At 54.8% G+C, this 19,647-nt stretch carries 28 protein-coding genes; 2 read left to right on the top strand and 26 right to left on the bottom strand.

All coding sequences use genetic code 11. The annotated features are described in order from the left end of the window. The 17 genes from OGY09_RS15205 to OGY09_RS15125 form a co-directional block, all read right to left on the bottom strand. A partial coding sequence (locus OGY09_RS15205) for a phage tail protein (RefSeq protein WP_286590616.1) occupies nucleotides 1–1,064 on the bottom strand: 1,064 nt, incomplete at its 3' end. Continuing rightward, nucleotides 1,061–1,666, bottom strand: coding sequence for a phage tail protein I (locus tag OGY09_RS15200; RefSeq protein WP_001397640.1), 606 nt, complete (start codon nucleotides 1,664–1,666; stop codon nucleotides 1,061–1,063). The genes OGY09_RS15205 and OGY09_RS15200, both read right to left, overlap by 4 nt. Beyond that, nucleotides 1,659–2,567: a baseplate assembly protein gene (locus tag OGY09_RS15195; RefSeq protein ID WP_079894838.1), complete on the bottom strand. Its 909-nt coding sequence runs from the start codon at nucleotides 2,565–2,567 to the stop codon at nucleotides 1,659–1,661. The genes OGY09_RS15200 and OGY09_RS15195 overlap by 8 nt, the downstream gene beginning before the upstream one ends. Next, nucleotides 2,554–2,913 (bottom strand): GPW/gp25 family protein, encoded by a 360-nt coding sequence (locus OGY09_RS15190; RefSeq protein WP_079894837.1) that lies wholly within the window; start codon nucleotides 2,911–2,913, stop codon nucleotides 2,554–2,556. The genes OGY09_RS15195 and OGY09_RS15190 overlap by 14 nt, the downstream gene beginning before the upstream one ends. Then, nucleotides 2,910–3,488 (bottom strand): phage baseplate assembly protein V, encoded by a 579-nt coding sequence (locus OGY09_RS15185; protein ID WP_079894836.1) that lies wholly within the window; start codon nucleotides 3,486–3,488, stop codon nucleotides 2,910–2,912. Before OGY09_RS15185 ends, OGY09_RS15190 begins: the two co-directional genes overlap by 4 nt. A gap of 68 nt (nucleotides 3,489–3,556) precedes the next feature. Continuing rightward, complete coding sequence (locus tag OGY09_RS15180; protein ID WP_046669932.1) at nucleotides 3,557–4,003, bottom strand: phage virion morphogenesis protein; 447 nt, start codon at nucleotides 4,001–4,003, stop codon at nucleotides 3,557–3,559. After that, nucleotides 3,996–4,427, bottom strand: a complete 432-nt coding sequence (locus OGY09_RS15175) for a phage tail protein (protein ID WP_079894835.1) — start codon at nucleotides 4,425–4,427, stop codon at nucleotides 3,996–3,998. The genes OGY09_RS15180 and OGY09_RS15175 overlap by 8 nt, the downstream gene beginning before the upstream one ends. Next, on the bottom strand, nucleotides 4,390–4,638 hold the full coding sequence (gene lysC, locus OGY09_RS15170; RefSeq protein ID WP_223151184.1) for an Rz1-like lysis system protein LysC: 249 nt from the start codon (nucleotides 4,636–4,638) through the stop codon (nucleotides 4,390–4,392). Before lysC ends, OGY09_RS15175 begins: the two co-directional genes overlap by 38 nt. Then, nucleotides 4,523–4,951: an Rz-like lysis system protein LysB gene (lysB, locus tag OGY09_RS15165; protein ID WP_162926034.1), complete on the bottom strand. Its 429-nt coding sequence runs from the start codon at nucleotides 4,949–4,951 to the stop codon at nucleotides 4,523–4,525. Before lysB ends, lysC begins: the two co-directional genes overlap by 116 nt. Next, a complete protein-coding gene (locus tag OGY09_RS15160; protein ID WP_001528673.1) occupies nucleotides 4,948–5,325 on the bottom strand; it encodes a DNZ54_00345 family protein in 378 nt (125 codons plus the stop codon). Before OGY09_RS15160 ends, lysB begins: the two co-directional genes overlap by 4 nt. Before the next feature lie 4 nt (nucleotides 5,326–5,329). Beyond that, entirely contained in the window at nucleotides 5,330–5,839 is a 510-nt protein-coding gene (locus tag OGY09_RS15155; RefSeq protein WP_019077486.1) for a lysozyme, read from the bottom strand. Next, nucleotides 5,820–6,035, bottom strand: a complete 216-nt coding sequence (locus OGY09_RS15150; RefSeq protein ID WP_000171565.1) for an HP1 family phage holin — start codon at nucleotides 6,033–6,035, stop codon at nucleotides 5,820–5,822. The genes OGY09_RS15155 and OGY09_RS15150 overlap by 20 nt, the downstream gene beginning before the upstream one ends. A gap of 3 nt (nucleotides 6,036–6,038) precedes the next feature. Further along, on the bottom strand, nucleotides 6,039–6,242 hold the full coding sequence (locus OGY09_RS15145) for a tail protein X (RefSeq protein ID WP_000868184.1): 204 nt from the start codon (nucleotides 6,240–6,242) through the stop codon (nucleotides 6,039–6,041). After that, entirely contained in the window at nucleotides 6,242–6,706 is a 465-nt protein-coding gene (locus OGY09_RS15140; protein WP_063886531.1) for a head completion/stabilization protein, read from the bottom strand. Before OGY09_RS15140 ends, OGY09_RS15145 begins: the two co-directional genes overlap by 1 nt. A gap of 93 nt (nucleotides 6,707–6,799) precedes the next feature. Continuing rightward, nucleotides 6,800–7,450, bottom strand: coding sequence for a phage terminase small subunit (locus tag OGY09_RS15135; protein WP_079893544.1), 651 nt, complete (start codon nucleotides 7,448–7,450; stop codon nucleotides 6,800–6,802). Nucleotides 7,451–7,453: 3 nt separating this feature from the next. Then, on the bottom strand, nucleotides 7,454–8,518 hold the full coding sequence (locus OGY09_RS15130; RefSeq protein ID WP_079893545.1) for a phage major capsid protein, P2 family: 1,065 nt from the start codon (nucleotides 8,516–8,518) through the stop codon (nucleotides 7,454–7,456). Between the two features lie 16 nt (nucleotides 8,519–8,534). After that, the gene (locus OGY09_RS15125; RefSeq protein WP_001528599.1) at nucleotides 8,535–9,368 is read right to left on the bottom strand and encodes a GPO family capsid scaffolding protein; all 834 of its coding nucleotides are present in this window, start codon (nucleotides 9,366–9,368) and stop codon (nucleotides 8,535–8,537) included. 142 nt (nucleotides 9,369–9,510) lie between these two features. On the opposite strand from OGY09_RS15125, the gene OGY09_RS15120 reads away from it, so the two are divergent. Both OGY09_RS15120 and OGY09_RS15115 read left to right on the top strand, forming a co-directional pair. Then, nucleotides 9,511–11,277 carry a terminase ATPase subunit family protein gene (locus tag OGY09_RS15120; RefSeq protein WP_150344844.1) on the top strand — a complete coding sequence of 589 codons (1,767 nt, stop codon included), beginning with the start codon at nucleotides 9,511–9,513 and terminating at the stop codon, nucleotides 11,275–11,277. After that, nucleotides 11,277–12,308, top strand: a complete 1,032-nt coding sequence (locus OGY09_RS15115; RefSeq protein ID WP_150344843.1) for a phage portal protein — start codon at nucleotides 11,277–11,279, stop codon at nucleotides 12,306–12,308. The genes OGY09_RS15120 and OGY09_RS15115 overlap by 1 nt, the downstream gene beginning before the upstream one ends. Nucleotides 12,309–12,335: 27 nt before the next feature. Here OGY09_RS15115 and OGY09_RS15110 read toward each other — a convergent pair whose 3' ends face one another. The 9 genes from OGY09_RS15110 to OGY09_RS15070 form a co-directional block, all read right to left on the bottom strand. After that, nucleotides 12,336–13,727, bottom strand: a complete 1,392-nt coding sequence (locus OGY09_RS15110; protein ID WP_087052927.1) for a hypothetical protein — start codon at nucleotides 13,725–13,727, stop codon at nucleotides 12,336–12,338. 248 nt (nucleotides 13,728–13,975) lie between these two features. Next, the gene (locus OGY09_RS15105) at nucleotides 13,976–14,236 is read right to left on the bottom strand and encodes a hypothetical protein (protein ID WP_150344842.1); all 261 of its coding nucleotides are present in this window, start codon (nucleotides 14,234–14,236) and stop codon (nucleotides 13,976–13,978) included. Nucleotides 14,237–14,309: 73 nt separating this feature from the next. After that, nucleotides 14,310–14,543: a DinI family protein gene (locus OGY09_RS15100; RefSeq protein WP_019077494.1), complete on the bottom strand. Its 234-nt coding sequence runs from the start codon at nucleotides 14,541–14,543 to the stop codon at nucleotides 14,310–14,312. 11 nt (nucleotides 14,544–14,554) lie between these two features. Beyond that, nucleotides 14,555–14,743 carry a hypothetical protein gene (locus OGY09_RS15095; RefSeq protein ID WP_001154444.1) on the bottom strand — a complete coding sequence of 63 codons (189 nt, stop codon included), beginning with the start codon at nucleotides 14,741–14,743 and terminating at the stop codon, nucleotides 14,555–14,557. Nucleotides 14,744–14,901: 158 nt separating this feature from the next. Further along, nucleotides 14,902–17,280, bottom strand: a complete 2,379-nt coding sequence (locus OGY09_RS15090; RefSeq protein ID WP_286590618.1) for a replication endonuclease — start codon at nucleotides 17,278–17,280, stop codon at nucleotides 14,902–14,904. A 17-nt stretch (nucleotides 17,281–17,297) separates the two neighbouring features. After that, nucleotides 17,298–18,296, bottom strand: coding sequence for a DNA cytosine methyltransferase (locus OGY09_RS15085; protein WP_048233343.1), 999 nt, complete (start codon nucleotides 18,294–18,296; stop codon nucleotides 17,298–17,300). After that, a complete protein-coding gene (locus OGY09_RS15080; protein WP_048233341.1) occupies nucleotides 18,293–19,147 on the bottom strand; it encodes a DNA adenine methylase in 855 nt (284 codons plus the stop codon). The genes OGY09_RS15085 and OGY09_RS15080 overlap by 4 nt, the downstream gene beginning before the upstream one ends. Then, the gene (locus OGY09_RS15075; protein ID WP_048233339.1) at nucleotides 19,144–19,371 is read right to left on the bottom strand and encodes a TraR/DksA family transcriptional regulator; all 228 of its coding nucleotides are present in this window, start codon (nucleotides 19,369–19,371) and stop codon (nucleotides 19,144–19,146) included. The genes OGY09_RS15080 and OGY09_RS15075 overlap by 4 nt, the downstream gene beginning before the upstream one ends. Continuing rightward, on the bottom strand, nucleotides 19,371–19,604 hold the full coding sequence (locus OGY09_RS15070) for a DUF2732 family protein (protein ID WP_150344841.1): 234 nt from the start codon (nucleotides 19,602–19,604) through the stop codon (nucleotides 19,371–19,373). The genes OGY09_RS15075 and OGY09_RS15070 overlap by 1 nt, the downstream gene beginning before the upstream one ends. Nucleotides 19,605–19,647 lie beyond the last annotated feature (43 nt).

The following is a 19,647-nucleotide window of genomic DNA, read 5'->3' as shown; positions in this document are numbered from 1 at the left end:
CCTTCTCCCAAACCAAGGTATTGTAGAAGGGCTGAAACACTTTTCCCGCTGAGGTTAGTCAAAGTGGCATCGAGGGGCTGTTTCCCCGCCAGCGCGTTCATCACTGTTGTCGCAAAGTTAGGATCATTCCCCAGCGCAGCTGCCAGTTCATTCAGTGTGTCCAGCGCCTCCGGCGATGAACCAACCAGCCCGGCAATAGCTGCCTTCACAAATGCTGTAGTGGCAATCTGCGTATTGTTCACAGTCTGCGCCGCAGTCGGAGCCGTTGGCGTTCCGGTCAGGGCTGGGCTTGCCAGTGGTGCTTTCAGTGCCAACGCATTGTTAATGGTGGTACTGAAATTCGGGTCATTATTGATAGCTGCCGCAATTTCTTTCAGCGTATCCAGCGTTGCCGGTGCGCCACCTATCAGGGCAAGAATAGCGGCCTGTACAAAGGCTGTACTGGCAATCAGGGTGCTGTTGTTTCCTGCCGGTGGCGTTGGCGTTTTAGGCATGCCTGTCAGAGTCGGACTGTCTTTTGGTGCATACTGCGAATGAGGATCAACAGCAGCAAGATGCTTTGCCATCAGGTCATCCACATACACCTTAAGTTCCAGCACCTTGTCATCCACATATTTGCGGGTTGCCAGAACCACAGCGGGGTCAATTTTCAGGGTGATGTTATCGGTGCTGCTGGTAATCAGTACCATTCGCACGGTCTGCGTGCGTCCGCTGCCCTCCGCCAGCTTCGGCTTGTAGCTCTCCGGGCAGTTTCCCACAGCAATCAGCGCACCTGTTTCATCAAACAGGCCGACTTCACGGATCCACCACCCGCCCTCATTTTCCGGGATCACCTGCTCAGCAATAATCTGGCTGCTGTTCTGTGGGTCGATATACAGCATATTCAGCGCTGCGCGGCGTTCCTCAGCCACTAACGCGGTCTGTTGCGCGTTGGGTGTGGGCAGCACACCGCCACCACTGCCCACCGCCATATGGGTAATTTTTAGTGGGACACCGAGCGCAGCGGCGCTTGCCAGTTTCGCCGCGCCGATATCCGTCAGCAAGGTATAAAATTTTGCGCTCATGGGTTCACTCTCATCGTGTCAATAACATGGACCGCGCCGCCCTCATAAGCGGTGCCGCCGGAAATAATGGTTTCGTTTATATACGGGTAGATCGTGATTTCTTCGCCGGTATAAGTGGCTGCACCCACAAAATACGGGCCGCCTGTCTGCAGGTTGATGGACATGCCAACCAGATGACGGCTGCACGGTTTGGCATCACCGATCAGACGCTCCAGCTCCAGATAGGTTTCTTCTGTTATGCCCTGGTCCTGCACGCCAATATCCAGACGGAACGTCCCCGGTGTTTCGCCAGTCTGCCACCACTCAATGATGCGGATCAGAAAGCCGAACGGCTCCACCACGCGCCGCACGGCGCTGGTTGTCCCCTTGTGCTGATGGATATAAAACGCGTCCTGCACAACGCGGCGCTTGACGCTTTCTGTCCAGCTTTCATCCCAGCGGTCAACAGAAAACGCCCAGGCCAGATAGGGCAGGAATCTGATCGGACAGGTTGCCGGATTCCACAAATCTCGCAGCGATACCTGCAGATCGGAAATCCCGCTGCAGGTCTGCGCCAGTCGGCGCTCAAGCGGCGACGAACCCGGCGGCAACAGGCTATTCATCCGTGCCCCCGTTGGTGACGCTCCATTCAGTACAGGATGCCGCCTGCGTCTTATCCAGCACCACATCACCCTGCGGGGACGTCAGCTCCACACGCTGGACGCCCTCCACGTGCAACGCGGCATAAATGGCGCTGCGGCGGATATCACGTCCCAGCCGCGTCTGACTGGCGATGTATTTCTGCAGACTGGCTTTTGCTTCTGCCATCACCGGCTCAGCCTCCGGCCCAGGATAAAGGAAGATCGTCGCGTCCACGCTGTACGGAATAATTTCAGCGCTGCGCACCGTCAGGCGGTCTGCCACCGGGCGAACCTTTTCACTGTTAAGCGCCTGTTCAACCACTGCCAGCAGGTCAGCCCCTGCCGTACCATCACCCTCGCGGCTCAGTACGGTAAGCACCACCTCAGCCGGTGCAGGACTGGTTGCGCTGGCATCAGCCACGCGCCCGTCGGCACTTCTGGCGTGGAACTCATAGGCTCCCGTCGGCCCTGCAACGGACAGCCCCTCAAATGCTGCAGGAATGCGCTGGCGTAATGCTTCATCACTTTCCATCACTGCGGCGACCGGCGGCACCGCGTCATTATCGGCAGGGACTACTGTCAGGCGCTTCACGTTGCAGTTACCTGCCAGTTGTTCAAGGTCATTTCCCATGGAATAGGCCACCATGACCGCCTGCGCAGCCTCATTAATACGCTGGCGCAGCAGGATTTCGCGGTAAGTATTTTCCTGCAGCAGTTTAGTGACAGGTTCTGACTCCAGCGCTAACGTGCGCATAACAGCCTCCTGTTCATCAGCCGGATGAAGGGCTACAAAGGCGGCCTTGCGTTCTGCCAGCAATGCCTCAAAGTCCGGCACGTCCACAATCTGCGGCGGCGGTAGTTGGGAAAGATCAATGACTGCCATTGTCTGCTCCTGTTGATACGGAAAGGGAAACTGGCGCGCCGTTATTGCTGTGTCCGGTAAGCTCAACCGCCATAGAGCCGTCAAAATTGCCGTTGATGGTGATGGAGTCCAGCGTAAGACGTGGCTCCCAGCGACTCAGGGCCACATAGACCGCAGCCATAATCTGCAGGCGCAGCGCCGGGTTCTGCGGCTGGTCAATCAGGGCAGACAGCAGGGAGCCATATTCCCGGCGGGCAAGACGGCTGCCCTGCGGCGTCAGCAGAATATCCCGCACCGACTGGCGCAGATGGTCTGTATCTGCAATGGCCTGCCCGTCATTCCTGCTCATACCGATATACAATGTCATACCGGACCTCCGGTGTTAGCGCCGCCTTTCAGAACACCAGTATGCTCATGGTCATCAACAACGATCCCGTTGGAACTCATCGCGCCACCGCCCTGGGTGACGCCACCATTGATCACCACCTCGCTGTTAATGCGCGTGGTGTCAGCCTCCACCACAAACTCACCGGTTTTGTAGGTGACGCTGTCTGATGCCTCGATCACCATGGATTTGATGCCCCTGACATGCCATCGTCCGGTGGCGGGTTCATACTCAAACCATCCCCCGTCCGGGTACTCCGTCACGCAACCGTCCACCGAATCCGACGGCGGCGGAAACTGATTGGAGTAGATGGCGGGCAGCACAAAAGCTGTTTCCAGATTGCCCCCCATGCTCAGCACCACCACCTGCTCATCCGGCGACGGACACCACCATGTACGGGCACCACCGGCACGCAGCGTCAGCCAGTTAATCCAGTTGGTTTCAAGCTCGCCCACTCTCACCCGGCACAGCCAGTTTTCCCGGTCCACTTCGGTCACGGTGCCGGTGCGGATCAGGTTGGTGATAAGGCGCATAATTTCGGTCAGTTGTGCATTCATAACGAAAGGTTGCCATCAGAGGGAAAAGGGAGGCAGCGCGGGCGCTTGTACCAGCGGTGGCACAAAGATCACCCCGCCAGCCAGCGCAGCATGGTGTCACGGGTGACGGTTTCCACTTCTTCATTCACGCCCAGCAGGCGGCGCTCTGCGTAGCGAACCTCCGGGCCTTTTCGGCTGACGCGATCCCGCAGGCCATAATGGTGAACACGGGCAATGCGCTGCACCTTGCCATCAAACTGCACGCTGGCGGAGTCCGCACTGGCGGTGGTTTTCAGGTATTTTGTGGTGCGAAGCTTTGCAAACATCTGGCGTTTGATGCGTCCCTTCTTGCTGCGGGCTGTCACCCGGCGCGGCTCATAGCCGCTGCCGTCAGGATTACGCTGCAGCCTGATGTTCTGCTGCTGCGTCCGGCGCAACTGTTGCGCCAGTTGCCGCATCATACGGCTGCGCGCGGCAGGCTCCAGATTCGCCAGTAGCGCCGTCAGCCAGTCGTCCACCCTCTGCAGTTCATCCACGTTTCACCGTCCACATTTCTTCGGGTTCGTCCGGCTCCGGCACCGCTTCAACGCTTGACACGCTGCCGTTAGTGCTGACCAGCACGCGCTCCGTCAGTTGCAGGTTCAGGCTGATATCGCACACATCGTTGCGCAGAATATCCACTTCAAAGGTGAACAGTTTTTCGCGCAGCTCCGGGTTGTTGATGGCGTCCGGCTGGCTGGCACTTAGCCACAGCAGCACAGGAGCCATCAGCAGATTCTGGTCGCCGCTGAAATCCTCGATCACCACGTTCAGGGTGTAGCGGTATTCCCATGACATAGAGCTGGCACCGGTTGCCACCAGTGAGCCGTTATCAACGAAAAGGTGCAGCTTGTCCGGGTTGTCGCGGACATAAGCAACCGCTTTATTCAGGGCGCTGCGTAAGGACTGCGGTTTGTTCACTGTCTCGCTCCTGACACGCAATAATCGTGTCCACTTTGTCAGCACAGACCGCCCAGGCGGCCTCGGTTTCATCCAGCACCGCGTTCAGATCGCCGTTACTGCGCGGCGCTGACCTTTCCAGACGGCACTGCGTCACTCTGGGACAGCCACTCACGGTAAGCTGCACCTCCGGCGAGGGCCGGACGCTCCCGCAGCCGGATAATGTCAGCAGGCAAAGGAGTATCAGCCCAGCGGCGCAAATCCTCGTTTTCACGTTTCAGTTCCTCGATCCGGTGCTGGCGGCTGCGCAGAAGTGCGGTGGTCTGTTCCGCTGCCGCATAAAGCCGCGCCTGCTCCCGGCTGTTGGTTTCGGTCAGAATGGACAGGCCGATCAGTTGGCTGTTTTTCTTCGTCAGCTCCTGCGTTTTGCTTTTCAGCGCCGCGCCCTGCGTCTCGATAGTGTGGCTGGCATTGTTAAGCCGCCACGACTGCCAGCCCAGCGCCGCAAGTGCCAGCGCCAGCACTACCGCCAGCGCACGCATCAGGCCGCCATCGGCTCATGAAGCGGCGCGCGGGCAATCTGATACAGAACCAGCGTCAGCAGGTAAAACACCAGGGTGATCACCCATCCAGAAAACGCCAGGCACAGAACAATAAGCAGCCTGATTACCCATGTACGCACGGGTTTTACGGGGTGCGCCCTGAATTTCAGCAATGCCGCCCTGACCTCATCGCGCGCCCGATCTCCGGCGAACCACCCCACAGCGCACAGCGCAGCAAGCAGCCAGGCGAGGAAGCATGATACCCAGACAGACGCACCAACCAGAACCGGCGCAACGCTGCGCGGATACAGCAGGCTGATAACCAACAGCGCAGCCCATGCCAGCTGGAAAAAAACGCTCATGACTTTCTTTTTCATTCCGTTATGCTCCTTTTAAGCACCAGGCCATTTCCCGCGCGCGGCGGTTGTCCAGCCCCTGATTAAACACACCTTTGACATATACCCAGCGCGGCAGTTGATGGCAGGCATCCGCCCAGCGCCGCTGGTTCAGCAACTTAACCAGCGTGGAGCTGCAGGCGTTGCCGGTGCCCACGTTGAAAGCAAACGACACCACCGCGTCATAGACCTTTTGCGGCACCGGCTGCACCACACATTTTTCCAGCGCCCGCTCCACGCGCAGCACATTGGTGATAAGTCCCTGCGCCGCCTGCCGTTCCGTGATAGTTTTGCCCGGCACCACACCGGACGTATTGCCGATCCCGTCAGTCCACACGCCCGCACTGCACTGATAAGGCTGCAGGCGGCATCCCTCGTAATCGGCAATCAGTTTCAGCCCCTCGACGGAGGTATGAAGCGACTGGAAACCGGGCAGCGTGGCGGCGATAGCCAGCACCGCCCCGACAAGGCAGCGCTTAACGATTGAAGGATTCATATTCCCCCCGCGAAATTTTGCCGCCACGTAACAATTTGAAAGACTGGTGTTTGTAGTACCAGTTGATAGCCAGCATCAGCACACCAATCAGTACGCCGCCAACCGTTGACGCATCCTTGAGCGACAGATCGCCCAGCCATGCCAGCAGCACGGCGATGCAGTAAGTGATAAAGGCGCTGATTCGTTCAAGCGTCATAATTCAGTCCCATAACTGGACGGTCTGCGCCGTGGTTGACGCCGTAATGTCCGGCAGCTCCACCTGCAGCCCGTGCGGTAAAAATGGGCCGTACTCAGCCAGCCCCGGATTTGCCTGCAGAACCTGCTCAGTAACACCCTGCGTACGCCCGTAATGACGCCAGCAAAGCGCGTCCACCGTGTCATACTGATGCGCACGCACTTTCATCAGATAAGCTCCACCGTACAGTGCGGTGCATCCTGCACCCGGCTGATGGCCCAGCGGGCATCACGCCACAGATCGCCGCTGGCCTCCGCCAGCTCCTCCCCTCGCTTCACACCTGACGCCGTGGCGTCATAGTCCTGATAACGCTCATTGAGCACGGCGCGCGCCCAGCAGAAAACAGCGTTGTGGTAGTGCCGGATACGCTCGCTTTTGCCGTCCAGCATTTCTGCGGGAACCTCAGCAAGTGTCCGCCAGCCCAGCATCTGCTGACGGTTGCGGAAGTCGAACAGCTCAGCGTTAACCTCAGAAATTGCCGTCAGCACGACCTGCTTTAAACGTGGCGGCGTCACCGTGCCGTCAGTGCGCATCACACTGCGAAATTCCGACAGATCCACATCAGGCCAGAACGGCGTATTTTTGATGACCTCCGCCTGTTCCGGTGCCTGTTCTGGCGCAACAAACTTCATGCAGCTTTCTCCTGAATAAGTGGGCGGTGGACGGAATTTTGATGTGGCAGTGCCTTTCGCCATCCCGTGCCGCCCGTGCGCGGGGCACGTTCGTTAGCGGCTGTCATTGCGCAGTCTGCGCTCCAGCTGCTGCTTTTCTTTTTTCACACCGCAGCGGGGATCAAGCTGCAGCGCATGGTTAAGGTGATTCAGGGCAGACGCCGGGTTGCTTTCGCTCAGTACAGCGCCGATGGCTTTATGCAGGCGCGCCCGCGACTGGTCCGGCATATCCAGATCGGTGGTCAGGTCCAGCGTCTGCAGAAGCAGATCGGCATCAAAACCGGCAACGGCAAGCAGAGCGCTTTGCGCCGCGTCTGCCATTTCTTCTGCCAGCACGGTCTGCACGTTACGGTTGCCCAGAGGCATCACCCAGCCATGGCGCAGCGCATGGCGCCCGATTTCGAGCGCACCGGCATAATCACCGGCGTCAATACGCCACAGCATCACGTACATCAGCACGTCATCCTGCTGCGCACCTCCGGCAGCCAGCACGCCCTCCGCCCAGGCGGAATATTTCGGCAGCAGTTCCACCTTGATTTCCGCCTTTTTCACCGTGGACTGGACGCCCTTGAGGCGGCGGCGGTCTTCTGCCAGCTGCAGCAGCATCAGGTCATAGCCCGACGCATGGCGAACACTGCCGCCCTCACGGGCGGCCTGTTCAGCCTGAATGCGCAGGCGGTGCTGCCGTGCGGGACTCAGGCTCATGCGTTATTCCCCACTTTCCTGTGCGGCAGGCGCGCTGAAATCACCGATTTCGATGTTTTCTACCAGCGCCGCGCAGCGGTAGTCCTCGACCACATACGCCTCGTTGACGGATTCAAAGTTTTCAATCCGGTCGCGTTTCGGGTTGTCGATAACTGAACGGCGGCGGGTATCTTCCTGCCAGTAGATGGACAGGTTATCCAGACGGGTGATCAGCAGGGCATTTGCCGGGAAGAAAGGCGCGCGCACAGCCTGCAGGCCGCCCATGCGTTTCTGGCTGATGATCAGATCGGCGGCGATTTTCTCGCTGTTGTCCTGCTCTTTGTTGACCAGCGGGAAATACTTGTCAGACAGCAGTTCACGTCCGCAGACAACAACCAGCTCGTCATCATCCTGATACTCCACATCGATCAGCTCGTTGACGGTATCCATCACCACCGCGTCAAGATTTACATACTTACCACCCGGACCTACTTTTACTGGTTCTGCAGTAGTGGTGCCGTCTTCTGCGGTTTTGCTGCCCATGACGTGATCCGGCGCGTCTTCGCGGATTTTCTGCAGCCAGCCTTTATTGACGTCCTGCAGCAGCGGATTTTCAGCACGGTTGGAGGTTTTGGCGCGCTTCACGCCGTTAAAGCCGATCATGATGCGGTCCAGCGCCTGACGCTTGACGATGGCGTTGCGAATACGCACCTGGAAGTCCTGGAATTTCGCCCACATGTCCAGTTTTGCGTAGGTCAGCACCGTATCAAAGTTGGTCTGCTCGCATTTGTATTCCACGTCTTCCATCAGCGTCGGATCGGTAGGCTCGCGCTCTTTGGTGGTGGTATCGGTGGTTCCGGCAATGGTGCTGCCAACGCCCAGCCCCAGCAACTGACCGGACTGCTCAGTGACCGGCGTGATGTTAATAACCGTCAGGAAAGCGGCGGACTGCTGGATCTGGTCTTCCAGCGTCTGCTGCACGGACGGCTCCACGGTAAACTTGCTGGACAGTTCTTCAACTTCCACACCGTTCAGGCGCGCCAGTTGCTGCAGGTAAGCGTTAAAGGCAAAGCGGGTTTTCTTTTTCATCGGGTTTTATGCTCCATCAGCAATTGGTCAGGGTGCCTGCCGGTGCGTCACCGCCCGGCGCGCGCTGGCGGTAATCTTTGCGGCTGTCTTCACGGCTCAGCTGCTGCTGTAACTCGGCAAAGGCGGTCTGCTGCTCCTGCAGGGAGGACTCCAGCTCAGAAAGGCGCTGGTCCTGATCGGACAGGGATTTGTCAGTGCGCTCGCTCAGGATCTGCTGCTCAGTAGCGACCAGCTCCACGGCTTTATGCACATCAGAGAATCGCGCATCGTCGGTCTGCTCTTTTTTGGTGAACAGCGCGGTGACGCGGGCAAAGAGGGACGGCTTTTCGTCCTGGGCTTCTTCCAGTTCAATCAGCGTTTCAACCGCTTCCGAAAACAGGTTTTCAGGGTTCAGCTTACGGTTTGCCAGCGGGTTATGTGCTGCACTGGCGCTGAAAGCCAGCATTTCGGTGCCCAGGCTCGCAGGATCGTCCGTCGCACCCAGCCCCACAAGATAGGCTTTGCCGGTGTCGGCAAACTTCGTGCTGACCTCCATGGAGGTGAAAAGCTTCTGGCCTTTCTTCACCAGTTCCACCAGGGCGTCCGTGGGTTCGATATCGGCATAAAGCGCCATCTTGCCCGCCAGTGGGCCGTCCTGGATTTCTTCTGCAACCAGCCCCGTCACCCTGCCGTAGCGGTTAAAGGTGCTGTCCGGCAGATAAGACTTGATGTGCTCAAGGTTAATCAGCGCGGTATAGACCGTCGGGTTGTAGCTGGCAGCCATCTGTACCAGCCATTCACGCTGGATCTCGCGCCCGTCAGTGGTGGCACCTTCCACCCCGATACGGAAACGCTTTGCTTTCACTGTCATGAGCCGTGCTCCGTTAGAAATAACTTACTGGAGCCTTATGTTTGCGGTGATGGGGGGAGTGAGACAACGCGCTGTATTTGTACGGTAAACCACACAAACCGCAGCCGGGGAAAGCCTCCATCCAAGGCCGTATGTTTGGGCCATGAACACGACACTGACCCCCGCAGACCTCGATCCCCGTCGGCAGGCCATGCTGCTGTACTTTCAGGGATACCGCGTAGCCCGCATTGCTGAAATGCTGGGCGAGAAAGTTGCAACCGTTCACAGCTGGAAGAAGCGCGACAAGTGGGGCGACTATGGGCCGCTGGATCAGATGCAGCTCACCACCGCCGCACGTTACTGCCAGCTCATTATGAAGGAGCAGAAAGAAGGGAAAGACTTCAAGGAAATTGACCTGCTGGCGCGCCAGTCAGAGCGCCACGCCCGGATCGGTAAATTTAACGATGGCGGCAACGAAGCAGACTTAAACCCGAAAGTTGCCAACCGTAACAAAGGGCCGCGCCGCCAGCCCGAAAAGAATGTTTTCACCGATGAACAGACCGAAAAGCTGGAAGAAATCTTCCGCAACGGCATGTTTGAATATCAGCGCCACTGGTGGCAGGCAGGCGTAAAACACCGCATTCGCAACCTGCTTAAATCACGTCAGATTGGGGCAACATACTTTTTTGCCCGCGAAGCGCTGATTGATGCCATCACCACCGGGCGCAACCAGATCTTCCTCTCAGCCAGTAAGGCGCAGGCGCACGTCTTTAAGCAGTACATCATCGACTTTGCAAAAGAGGTGGATGTTGAACTGAAAGGCGACCCGATGACGCTCAGCAACGGCGCGTGCCTGTACTTCCTCGGCACAAACGCCCGCACGGCGCAGAGCTACCACGGCAATCTGTACCTTGATGAATATTTCTGGATACCGAAATTCCAGGATCTGCGCAAGGTTGCCTCCGGTATGGCCATTCACAAGAAATGGCGACAAACCTACTTCTCCACGCCGTCCAGCCTGACCCACAGTGCCTATCCGTTCTGGTCCGGCGCGCTGTTTAACCGGGGCCGTGCCAAAGCGGACAAAGTGGATATTGACCTGACCCACAGCAACCTTGCGCGCGGCCTGCTCTGCCCTGACGGACAGTACCGCCAGATCGTCACCGTGGAGGATGCGGTGCGCGGCGGCTGTAACCTGTTCGACCTCGACCAGCTGCGCATGGAGTACAGCCCGGACGAATACCAGAACCTGCTGATGTGCGAATTTATTGACGATCTGGCGTCAGTATTCCCGCTCAGCGAACTGCAGGCGTGCATGGTGGACAGCTGGGAAGTCTGGACCGATTTTCAGGCTCTGGCGCTGCGCCCGTTTGGCTGGCGCGAAGTCTGGATCGGATACGACCCGGCGAAAGGCACGCAGAACGGTGACAGCGCCGGGTGCGTGGTGGTGGCACCGCCAACCGTGCCGGGCGGCAAGTTCCGCATTCTGGAGCGACACCAGTGGCGCGGGATGGACTTCCGCGCCCAGGCTGACGCCATTAAAAAACTGACGCAGCAGTACAACGTGACCTATATCGGCATCGACTCGACCGGCGTCGGTCACGGTGTCTACGAGAACGTGAAAGCGTTCTTTCCTGCCGTGCGGGAGTTTGTCTACAACCCCAACGTCAAAAACGCCCTGGTGCTCAAGGCCTACGACATCATCAGCCACCGCCGTCTGGAGTTTGATGCCGGACACACTGACATCGCGCAGTCCTTTATGGCTATCCGCCGGGCCACCACCGCCAGCGGCAACCGCCCTACCTACGAAGCCAGCCGCAGCGAAGAAGCCAGCCACGCAGATTTGGCCTGGGCAACGATGCACGCACTGTTTAACGAACCGCTGCAGGGCGAATCCGCCAATACCAGCAATATTGTGGAGATTTTTTGATGAGTGAACCCGAAGCCTTAACCAGCTCAACGCCAACAGAAGCTACGGCGCCTGAAAACGCAGGCGTAACTGCCGAGGCTTTCAGCTTTGGTGACCCGATCCCGGTGCTGGACCGCCGCGAGCTGCTGGACTATGTGGAATGCGTACAGATGGACAGATGGTATGAGCCGCCAGTAAGCTTTGACGGGCTGGCGCGAACCTACCGCGCCGCTGTGCATCACAGCTCACCGATAGCGGTTAAACGTGACATTCTCAGCAGTACGTACATCCCGCACCGCCTGCTCAGCCAGCAGGCTTTTGCCCGTTTCGTTCAGGATTATCTGGTATTCGGTAACGCCTATCTGGAAAAGCGCACCAACCGGCTCGGCGGCGTTCTCTCACTGGAGCCAGCACTGGCGAAGTACACACGCCGTGGCGTGGACCTCGACACCTACTGGTTTGTGCAGTACGGCCTGACCACGCAGCCCTATGAATTTACACAGGGCAACATCTTTCACCTTATGGAGCCGGATATTAACCAGGAGATCTACGGGCTGCCCGGCTATCTCTCCGCCATTCCGTCAACCTTGCTCAACGAGTCCGCAACGCTGTTCCGCCGGAAGTATTACATCAACGGCAGCCACGCGGGTTTCATCATGTACATGACCGACGCTGCACAGAACCAGGAGGATGTGAACAATATCCGCCAGGCAATGAAAAGCGCCAAAGGACCGGGTAACTTCCGCAACCTGTTTATGTATTCACCCAACGGTAAAAAGGACGGCATCCAGATCATCCCGTTATCGGAGGTTGCTGCAAAGGATGAGTTTCTGAACATCAAGAATGTGAGCCGTGATGACATGATGGCAGCACACCGCGTACCGCCGCAGATGATGGGCATAATGCCAAGTAATGTTGGCGGATTTGGTGATGTAGAAAAAGCAAGCAAAGTCTTTGTTAGAAATGAGTTAATACCTTTACAAAAAAAAATACTTGAACTGAACACCTGGTTAGACGATGAAATAATTAAATTTAATGAGTATGTTCTCTGATGTAAAAGGGGGCTAAGCCCCCTTTCCCTATTCATTTCCTGGTTTAGTAGAGGTTTCATTTACAGGCTGAGGAACATCCTTATTTACTTTGTGCACATGTTCTACTTTATTTTTTCTAGAAAGACCAACGCCTTCTAAAATCGAGTCAACTTTATCACCACCATTTGCTAAGAATATCTTAAAATTCTCGGATGATAGCATTTCCATTATTGGTGACGAATGAGTGGCTTCTTCAACAAATCTTAATGGCGGTTCTTCCAGTCGAGTCAGTGCATTACCAAATAACCTTTGGGTAAAATCGCTATCAAGCTGAACCGCTTCTCTTCTATACCCTTCATAAGCCTTGGATACAGATGCTTTGAATTCATAATCCTCAGCCAATCTAAACCGCTGACCAATTTGTTTCGTTGCTAACCACGCAAACCATAATGGTGCCCCAACACTCAAAATTGAGAGTAAGAGTTGAATAGTTAACTTTATACCTGATGAATCAGGATTTGACAGGTATGCTTCAAGAGCATGTAAACGCGTATAGCCCACAGCGGCACCGGCAACCAATGCTCCTACCAGCCCACCTACCCACCATCGTATACTCCGGTTTAATTTTTCTGCTTTATCTTGAAATGCCCCTGCTAAGCCTTTTGAAGTTGTAGTCCTAAATGCCTCTTCGCATTTATTTATATAACCCTGGGCCTCTTCACGCAAAGAGTACAAATAATCTTTAGCATCACCAGCTGCGTTTTCTTTTAATGCCAAAACTTCCTGTCTTGCCTCTTCTACAACTTTGAAACTTTCCTCAGTTTCTTTAAGCATTCCATTAATATTCTTACAATATTCGACAGCGCTATTGTGAACCTCTTTGACTTCATCATTTGTTTCACGAAGCATTTTTACTGTTGTCGGCAAATTCTCCGCAGCATCGTATGCCTCATTTATAGTCTTAATCTTCTCTTCTATATTGCCAGTTTTCATTTCTATTGCAGATATTCCGGAATTATATAATTCTAATCTGCGCAATATTTGTTTCGGCAATAAATTTCTATCTTTAAGTCGTTCAAATGAAAAAAGCTCATTAAGTCTCTGAGAGATATACAACATTGAAATAACATAAGATGGAATTGCTGTCTGCAGAACTGGTGGATTGCCATGATTTATATGATCAATATTCGGTTGAGCATGATCAAGAGTGTAAATGAGTGCATCAATAACTTCTATATCATCTGAAGACGGCACAAACTCCTGCATCTGATTAATTTTATCAGATAACATTTTAGGCAGCTCTATAAGGTCCTCTTTATGCATAAAAGGAAAAGTGTATGGCCCAAGTTCTATAAAATTTTCTATCGGGAAGACAAGGCCATTAAGTGTTGTATGCAAGTTATCTAGCTTTTCTTTTAATTCGATTAGTTTTTCGTTCATTCAAAAAATCCTTTATGACGATATAGAACTTCCAGAGTAATCTGATAAAGATATCATAAGACCAAATTTTTGGTATAACTACCCGTTCCGCGCGCTCGTATCCCCGCCACGCCTGCCCGCTTTATGTAGTGGTTTTCATGCACCTGCATGAGACGGGCAAAAGCCCGCCAGTTCTGGCGGGCCTCAGCATAAACGATCCTTAAACGATCATGCGTTTTCATGCGGCATAGTCATGCACTACGACGAAATCAGTCAAACAGAGAATAATTTGCATCAAATTCATGACTTGTGGCTTCGACTTTCGTAATAACTATCAAGTAACCAAGTCCATCAGATAAAGACACCGGATACTCCAGCTCAAGCCAGAAAAAGTCATCATAAGTTCTTCCCATCCAGTATCCGCCGCCGCACTCTTTTGGGCGTTGAAAGAAAACCCACTGACCTGGAATGATTGTTTCCAGCGTTTGACCGCGATATACAATTTGATACTTGTTGTCTTTAGACCCCATAGCTAACGCCTCGCATAGCTCGTTGTTCAACCTTGCGAGCGCCAGAACTACGTTCTGCCTCTCACAACGTTATCTAATGTAACCAGCTGTCGTCCTCCCAGACCTGCTGCATAATTTCCATCACTCGCTTTTTGTCTTCATCCAGTTTTAACCCGCTCAGTTCAACACCATTGGCACTGCCCTTACGGATACGAATTGCTGTTTTGGGATACAGAGGGCGCAAATTACGGTAAAGCTCGGATTCAAGGGCTTCCAGTGTGGCCTGGCTTATCTTCTGCTCTTTATCGATCATTATTTCAATGCGCATACAGATTCCCTTTAACTGGTAACGTCCATTGACCGGCTGTATTCATGGCTGCGAATTTTCGCCATCAACTCGTCTGTCAGTTCGGACACCCACTGGATAGCCAGCCGCTTTTCTTCGTCGCTGCACTCACTAGCCGCTACAAGCTTGATAAAAAAATCAATACGCTGGAGCTTCAATGACTCCAAAAGATAGTCCTGCATCTTCCCTCCTATCATTACACGGATACACAAACACTGTATATATACCCACTGTTTATATAAACAGTATAGTAGGAAAGAAAAAATGTAAAACTCTTTTTTGTCAGTTAATTGGATGTACTGACTCCAGTCAATAAAGCACGAAATGTTAAACAGCATCCTTAGTACCATTGACGCCATTTGTCATCTTCCTGCAGCCTCTGGTTACGGTAAAAAATACGTAAACCGGCACCGGATGGAATGCTGCCGCCACGCAGAAGCAAATCAATCTCAGATGCACTACCTTCAAACCCTCTGGCAGTCAGTTCTGCCTCAAGCTGCAGGCGCTGCTGCTCCGAAATACTCTGTATGTATGCTTTTTTCCGCTTCGGTTTTACCAGTCTCAACCTGGCTGTCAGCTCCCGCCGTTCCTTCTGGCCCATGTTGTGGAGATATTCCTGCAGCTCCTTCTCACCCATGGTTTTAATATCGGGTAAATCACCCCCTGATTTGTTCAGATTATCAACAGGGGGACAGTTATTGCCACGAGTCCAAGGGGCGCAAGCGCCCTGGTCGGCTGCCGCCTCCTGAACGTCAACGGCCTTACGAACCTTTTTCCACTTCATCGCGTGCGTGCAAATCTTGCCCTCTGCAATCGGGGACCAGATGCCATAGATACGGATACCGTGATCGCCGTAGGCGCTCGGTTCGTCGTTAAGCTCATAAGCAGTGCGGACAAGGTGATGTTTGCGGGGAACCAGTACACCGCCCTGCTTCATGATGTAGGTGGCAAAGCAACCCGCATCTGCAGCCGCCAGTACCGCATCCAGACGTGGATTATCCAGTACAGGCGCCCCCGCTTTGCGTTCGCCCTGTACTCTCGCCGCCTGACCAGCCAGCAAGCGCAGCTCGCGGTATGCCTGGCGCCCCGGAATACCAAAGAAACGAAATTGCTGGACACGGTGCAGTGACGCCCAGGCGCTGACATGCTCGGCGCTGTCACGCAGTGATCTGCCGGTTTCTTTGCTGATTTCTTTAGCCAGCCCGCGCCCGTCGATGTTCTTACTGATGTATTTGGCGATGTAGCTTGTCGGTGTGCCCTTGCGCGGGTTGATTAGCTCGGACTTGAAGCGCGGTCCGGTATTGGTGCCCAGCTCCTCGCGGTCTTCACGGATGGCAAACTTACGCAGCAGCGCGGTGATGGAACGACGGTCTTTTTTGCGCATAAAGCACAGAAGATGCCAGTGCACAGTGCCGTCATGGTGCGGCTCTGCAACGCGGACGCCGTACCAGCGCAGCCCTGCTTTGTGCATGGCCTTGCGGAAAGCGGCGAATGTATCAACCAGATAGTCACTGCTCTGCCGGACCGTGGCGCTGGTCCATTTCGGATTAGGTCTGCCGTTGTTGAGGGTTGCGTGGAAGCGTGACGGGCAGGTGATGGTATAGAACACGGCGCAGTCTCCGCGCATTTCCGCGATCAGCTCCTGCCCTTTAACACAGGCCATCATTTCATTACGGCGGTGCGCCGGGTTGCTGTTGCTGGCGTTCACCACATCTTCCATATCCAGCGTGTCACCGTCTTCGTTGACCAGTTCATGCGAGCGGAAGAACTCCAGCGATTTGCGGCGCTGCTCGCGTTTGTGGATCACGGCTTCATAGCTGACATACGGGGACGCTTTCTTGTTGACCAGGCAGACGGCGCGCAGCTGCTCCTCCCGCCACTCGCAGCGCATCTGCCACAATTTGCGATACCACCAGTCCGCGCACAGCATGCGCGCCAGCGACGGTGGGATCAGTTCATAAGGCACCGGCTTGCGGCGGCGCTTTTTGCGGCGCAACTGCTCAAAGGCAGGCGGGATGACCTCAAGGCGCATGGCTTCTGCAGCAACCCTTTCCCATGCCTGGCGGATTTCTTCTGGTTTAACATCGTCACTGACAAACAGATCACCGCAGGCCGCATCAAGACACATGCTCATATGTGCCGCAACCAGCGTGGAAAGGCGCTTGACCTGCTCCTGATTCATTTCAGGCAGTACCAGCAGCCCCTCCAGCCCGTCCTGGCTCGCCATGAACCGGAAAGACGCAGACACCTGGCTGTCACGCACGCGCTCCAGCCGCTCCAGACAAGGCCTGATTGTTTCGCGCAGATAGCGGGAATAAGCTTTAGCCCTGCCCAGGCTATGGAAGTATTTAATCCGCTCCAGCAAAGGCTTGCTGATATGGGCAGGCATGGCGCTAACATCGGCAATAATCACCAAATCGGGATTAACGCGCTGCTGTTCGCGGGCCATTTTGGCATGGCTAATCAGCCGATCCTGCTCCATTTCACGCTGGACAGGATCGCGGGATTCATTGAAGAAATAACGTTCCCAAACCTTATCACTCAGCGCCTCACGGCGCAGATGCTCCTGCTCGTTATCCGCAGCGTACAGAGCGATGAGGTTTGAAAGCGCAGACTCCGGCGCAACTTCCGCCGGGTCCAGATAGGGGTTAACCGCTTTTTTTGGGGTATTCCATGGAAAGGCTGCGGCGGCCTCATTCGAACCGCCGGCCGCCACCATTTCGAAGCTGGTCAACTTCACAGTCCAGCCCCCATCATGTAAGACTTGATGAATACTACTGCCGCCTCTGCGTTTAAGGCGTTTCCGTAGGTTCGAATTCGTCCCACTCTGGAGGCAGCCCCATTAACCAAAGGCTCAAGGCCGGATTTAACTGGCCTCCATTTTCCATCTGTGCATTTGAGCCAGTCAGCATCTTTCCAGAAGCCGTTAACCGGACCGGGCCTGCAATCTGTGCCACCACATCCAGACGATCTGTCGATATTTTCCCGTTGCGAATCCTCCCCCCAGGATATCCCCCCTTGTGGTCGCTGGCTGTTGGCGTAGGCCAGCCAGCCATTTTTACCTGTTGCGCAAGGCTGCTGCCGGACATGCCCGCGGTAATCCCCCGCCCTCCCCGCCTGCTGTCGCTGGCGCTCGGAGTTGTCCAGCCCGAAAGCTGCGCAGCTGTCTGCAAGTTCAATCCTCCCTGACGGCCCGCGTTGCTGGGATGCTTCCAGGCATTCGCTGTGGGTGTGGGCCACCCAATAAGTTCTGTCCCGGATGTTCGGGGCACCGACGCTCGCAGCCGGAAACGCACTCGCCCCGAAGGCATAACCCAGGGCTTCCACGTCAGTCTGTACAAGGTCGATCCAGTCATTTGCGTCAGCACTTGCAGATTGCTCGCCAAAGACAACGACAGGGCGACGCTGCCCGACCAGCCAATGCATGGCGGGCCATAAGTGCCGCTCGTCAGCAAATCCTTTTCCTTTGCCTGCCGCGCTGAAAGGCTGGCATGGGCAGGAACCTGTCCAGACTTCTCTGCTGTCTTCCCAGCCCACACGGCGCAGGGCATATGACCAAATGCCAACCCCTGCAAAGAAATGGACCTGAGCAAATCCTCGTAAATCATCGGGTCTGACATCTTCAATACTCCTTTCATCTACAACACCCGGCATAATGCGACCGGCAGCCATGTGTACACGCAGCCGCGCAGCTGCAAACGGGTCTATCTCGTTGTAATAAGCCCACGCACTCACGCCCGCACCTCATACTTAACGCAGCAATCAGGAGCGCCAGCAGGGTCAAAACCAATCCAGTGATGAGGTTTAGAAGTAGCGATGATTTCCACGGCGGACTTACCATCACCGGCAGCCACACCCATGCTGCGCTTTGCCGTCAGCTGATAGCGGGAGAAATTGCGATAGAGAGAACGGGTCAGGGACGTGTCGCTGTTGGACACGATAACCGGATGACCTTCTGATGACCGGCGCTCAAGAATAGACGCCAGATGATACTGGTCGTCCTCTGTAAAACCGGCAGTGTGATAACCGCTAAATGTGCCATCGTATGGCGGATCACAATAAACAACATCACCAGCCTGCAGCAGCGCCAGTGTTTCCTCAAAACTGGCACAAATAAACATTGCACGTTTAGCTTTCACGGCAAAAGCGCGTATTTCGTTTTCGGGGAAGTACGGCTTTTTATAATGTCCGTATGGATTGTTATATTCACCCTTCTGGTTATAACGGCAAAGGCCACGATAGCCATGGCGATTTAAATATAGAAAATATGCTGCTTTTTCTACTTCATTAGAAATTGAGTAATTGAAATGCTGGCGGACACGGTAATACTGAACATCCGAATTAAAATCTTTAAATAACTCCCTAGCTATCTGAATGACAGCCTCATGGTCTTTCTGAATCATCAGATAAAGATTAATCAAATCAGGATTAATATCTGCGACAAGATAATGAGGATAATCTGTCGCCATCATCACAGCACAGGAACCCGCGAAAGGTTCAACCAGTCGCGGGCCTGCTGGAAGGTGTTTTTTCAGTTCCGCCATGATAGCGGCTTTATTACCCGCCCATTTCAGGATAGTGCTCATACAGCACCCCCTACGTAATGTTTGCCTTTCAGCTCCGTAATCTCCTGACAAGTGACACAGCACTGCACGCCCGGAATAGCGCGGCGACGTTCTGGCGGGATCGGTGCCTCACAATCAATGCAAAGCACACGGGAAACGCCTGGCGTTCTGTTGCGGGCGGTGTGGATGTGGCGCTGACGTTCTTCTTCAACGCGCTGCTGTACAAGGTCCATTGAATCAGCCATCAGTGGATCTCCTGCGCTTCGTTTTGAATGTTTTCAGCCGCAATACGCAGCAGCTCCGCCGCTTCAACGTGATTAAGCTGGCGTGACGTGATATGGCAAGCCAGGCTATCAAGACGGGCTGCCATTGCCGCAGCACGTGCACGGCGTTCTTCCAAGCGCGCATCAGTCAGCATCTGGTTAAGGCCAGCATCATCTGGTCCTGTTTTGGTGATTCGGGTTTCAATATTTCGCATTGTTGTTTCTCCTGAATTTGGGCAATAAGAAGCCCGGCGGGTT

The organism is Citrobacter sp. Cpo071, from assembly GCF_030332765.1.
Taxonomy (GTDB): domain Bacteria; phylum Pseudomonadota; class Gammaproteobacteria; order Enterobacterales; family Enterobacteriaceae; genus Citrobacter; species Citrobacter portucalensis.
The sequence above is the reverse complement of the archived record's forward strand: the minus strand, read 5'-3'. Positions and strand labels throughout refer to the sequence as shown.

Bases quoted from the DNA above. Each gene is read 5' to 3' on its own strand.
- OGY09_RS15200 (WP_001397640.1), bottom strand. From the start codon at position 1,666: ATGAATAGCCTGTTGCCGCCGGGTTCGTCGCCGCTTGAGCGCCGACTG.
- OGY09_RS15195 (WP_079894838.1), bottom strand. From the start codon at position 2,567: ATGGCAGTCATTGATCTTTCCCAACTACCGCCGCCGCAGATTGTGGAC.
- OGY09_RS15190 (WP_079894837.1), bottom strand. From the start codon at position 2,913: ATGACATTGTATATCGGTATGAGCAGGAATGACGGGCAGGCCATTGCA.
- OGY09_RS15185 (WP_079894836.1), bottom strand. From the start codon at position 3,488: ATGAATGCACAACTGACCGAAATTATGCGCCTTATCACCAACCTGATC.
- OGY09_RS15160 (WP_001528673.1), bottom strand. From the start codon at position 5,325: ATGAAAAAGAAAGTCATGAGCGTTTTTTTCCAGCTGGCATGGGCTGCG.
- OGY09_RS15155 (WP_019077486.1), bottom strand. From the start codon at position 5,839: ATGAATCCTTCAATCGTTAAGCGCTGCCTTGTCGGGGCGGTGCTGGCT.
- OGY09_RS15150 (WP_000171565.1), bottom strand. From the start codon at position 6,035: ATGACGCTTGAACGAATCAGCGCCTTTATCACTTACTGCATCGCCGTG.
- OGY09_RS15145 (WP_000868184.1), bottom strand. From the start codon at position 6,242: ATGAAAGTGCGTGCGCATCAGTATGACACGGTGGACGCGCTTTGCTGG.
- OGY09_RS15140 (WP_063886531.1), bottom strand. From the start codon at position 6,706: ATGAAGTTTGTTGCGCCAGAACAGGCACCGGAACAGGCGGAGGTCATC.
- OGY09_RS15135 (WP_079893544.1), bottom strand. From the start codon at position 7,450: ATGAGCCTGAGTCCCGCACGGCAGCACCGCCTGCGCATTCAGGCTGAA.
- OGY09_RS15130 (WP_079893545.1), bottom strand. From the start codon at position 8,518: ATGAAAAAGAAAACCCGCTTTGCCTTTAACGCTTACCTGCAGCAACTG.
- OGY09_RS15125 (WP_001528599.1), bottom strand. From the start codon at position 9,368: ATGACAGTGAAAGCAAAGCGTTTCCGTATCGGGGTGGAAGGTGCCACC.
- OGY09_RS15120 (WP_150344844.1), top strand. From the start codon at position 9,511: ATGAACACGACACTGACCCCCGCAGACCTCGATCCCCGTCGGCAGGCC.
- OGY09_RS15115 (WP_150344843.1), top strand. From the start codon at position 11,277: ATGAGTGAACCCGAAGCCTTAACCAGCTCAACGCCAACAGAAGCTACG.
- OGY09_RS15110 (WP_087052927.1), bottom strand. From the start codon at position 13,727: ATGAACGAAAAACTAATCGAATTAAAAGAAAAGCTAGATAACTTGCAT.
- OGY09_RS15105 (WP_150344842.1), bottom strand. From the start codon at position 14,236: ATGGGGTCTAAAGACAACAAGTATCAAATTGTATATCGCGGTCAAACG.
- OGY09_RS15100 (WP_019077494.1), bottom strand. From the start codon at position 14,543: ATGCGCATTGAAATAATGATCGATAAAGAGCAGAAGATAAGCCAGGCC.
- OGY09_RS15095 (WP_001154444.1), bottom strand. From the start codon at position 14,743: ATGCAGGACTATCTTTTGGAGTCATTGAAGCTCCAGCGTATTGATTTT.
- OGY09_RS15090 (WP_286590618.1), bottom strand. From the start codon at position 17,280: ATGGTGGCGGCCGGCGGTTCGAATGAGGCCGCCGCAGCCTTTCCATGG.
- OGY09_RS15080 (WP_048233341.1), bottom strand. From the start codon at position 19,147: ATGAGCACTATCCTGAAATGGGCGGGTAATAAAGCCGCTATCATGGCG.
- OGY09_RS15075 (WP_048233339.1), bottom strand. From the start codon at position 19,371: ATGGCTGATTCAATGGACCTTGTACAGCAGCGCGTTGAAGAAGAACGT.
- OGY09_RS15070 (WP_150344841.1), bottom strand. From the start codon at position 19,604: ATGCGAAATATTGAAACCCGAATCACCAAAACAGGACCAGATGATGCT.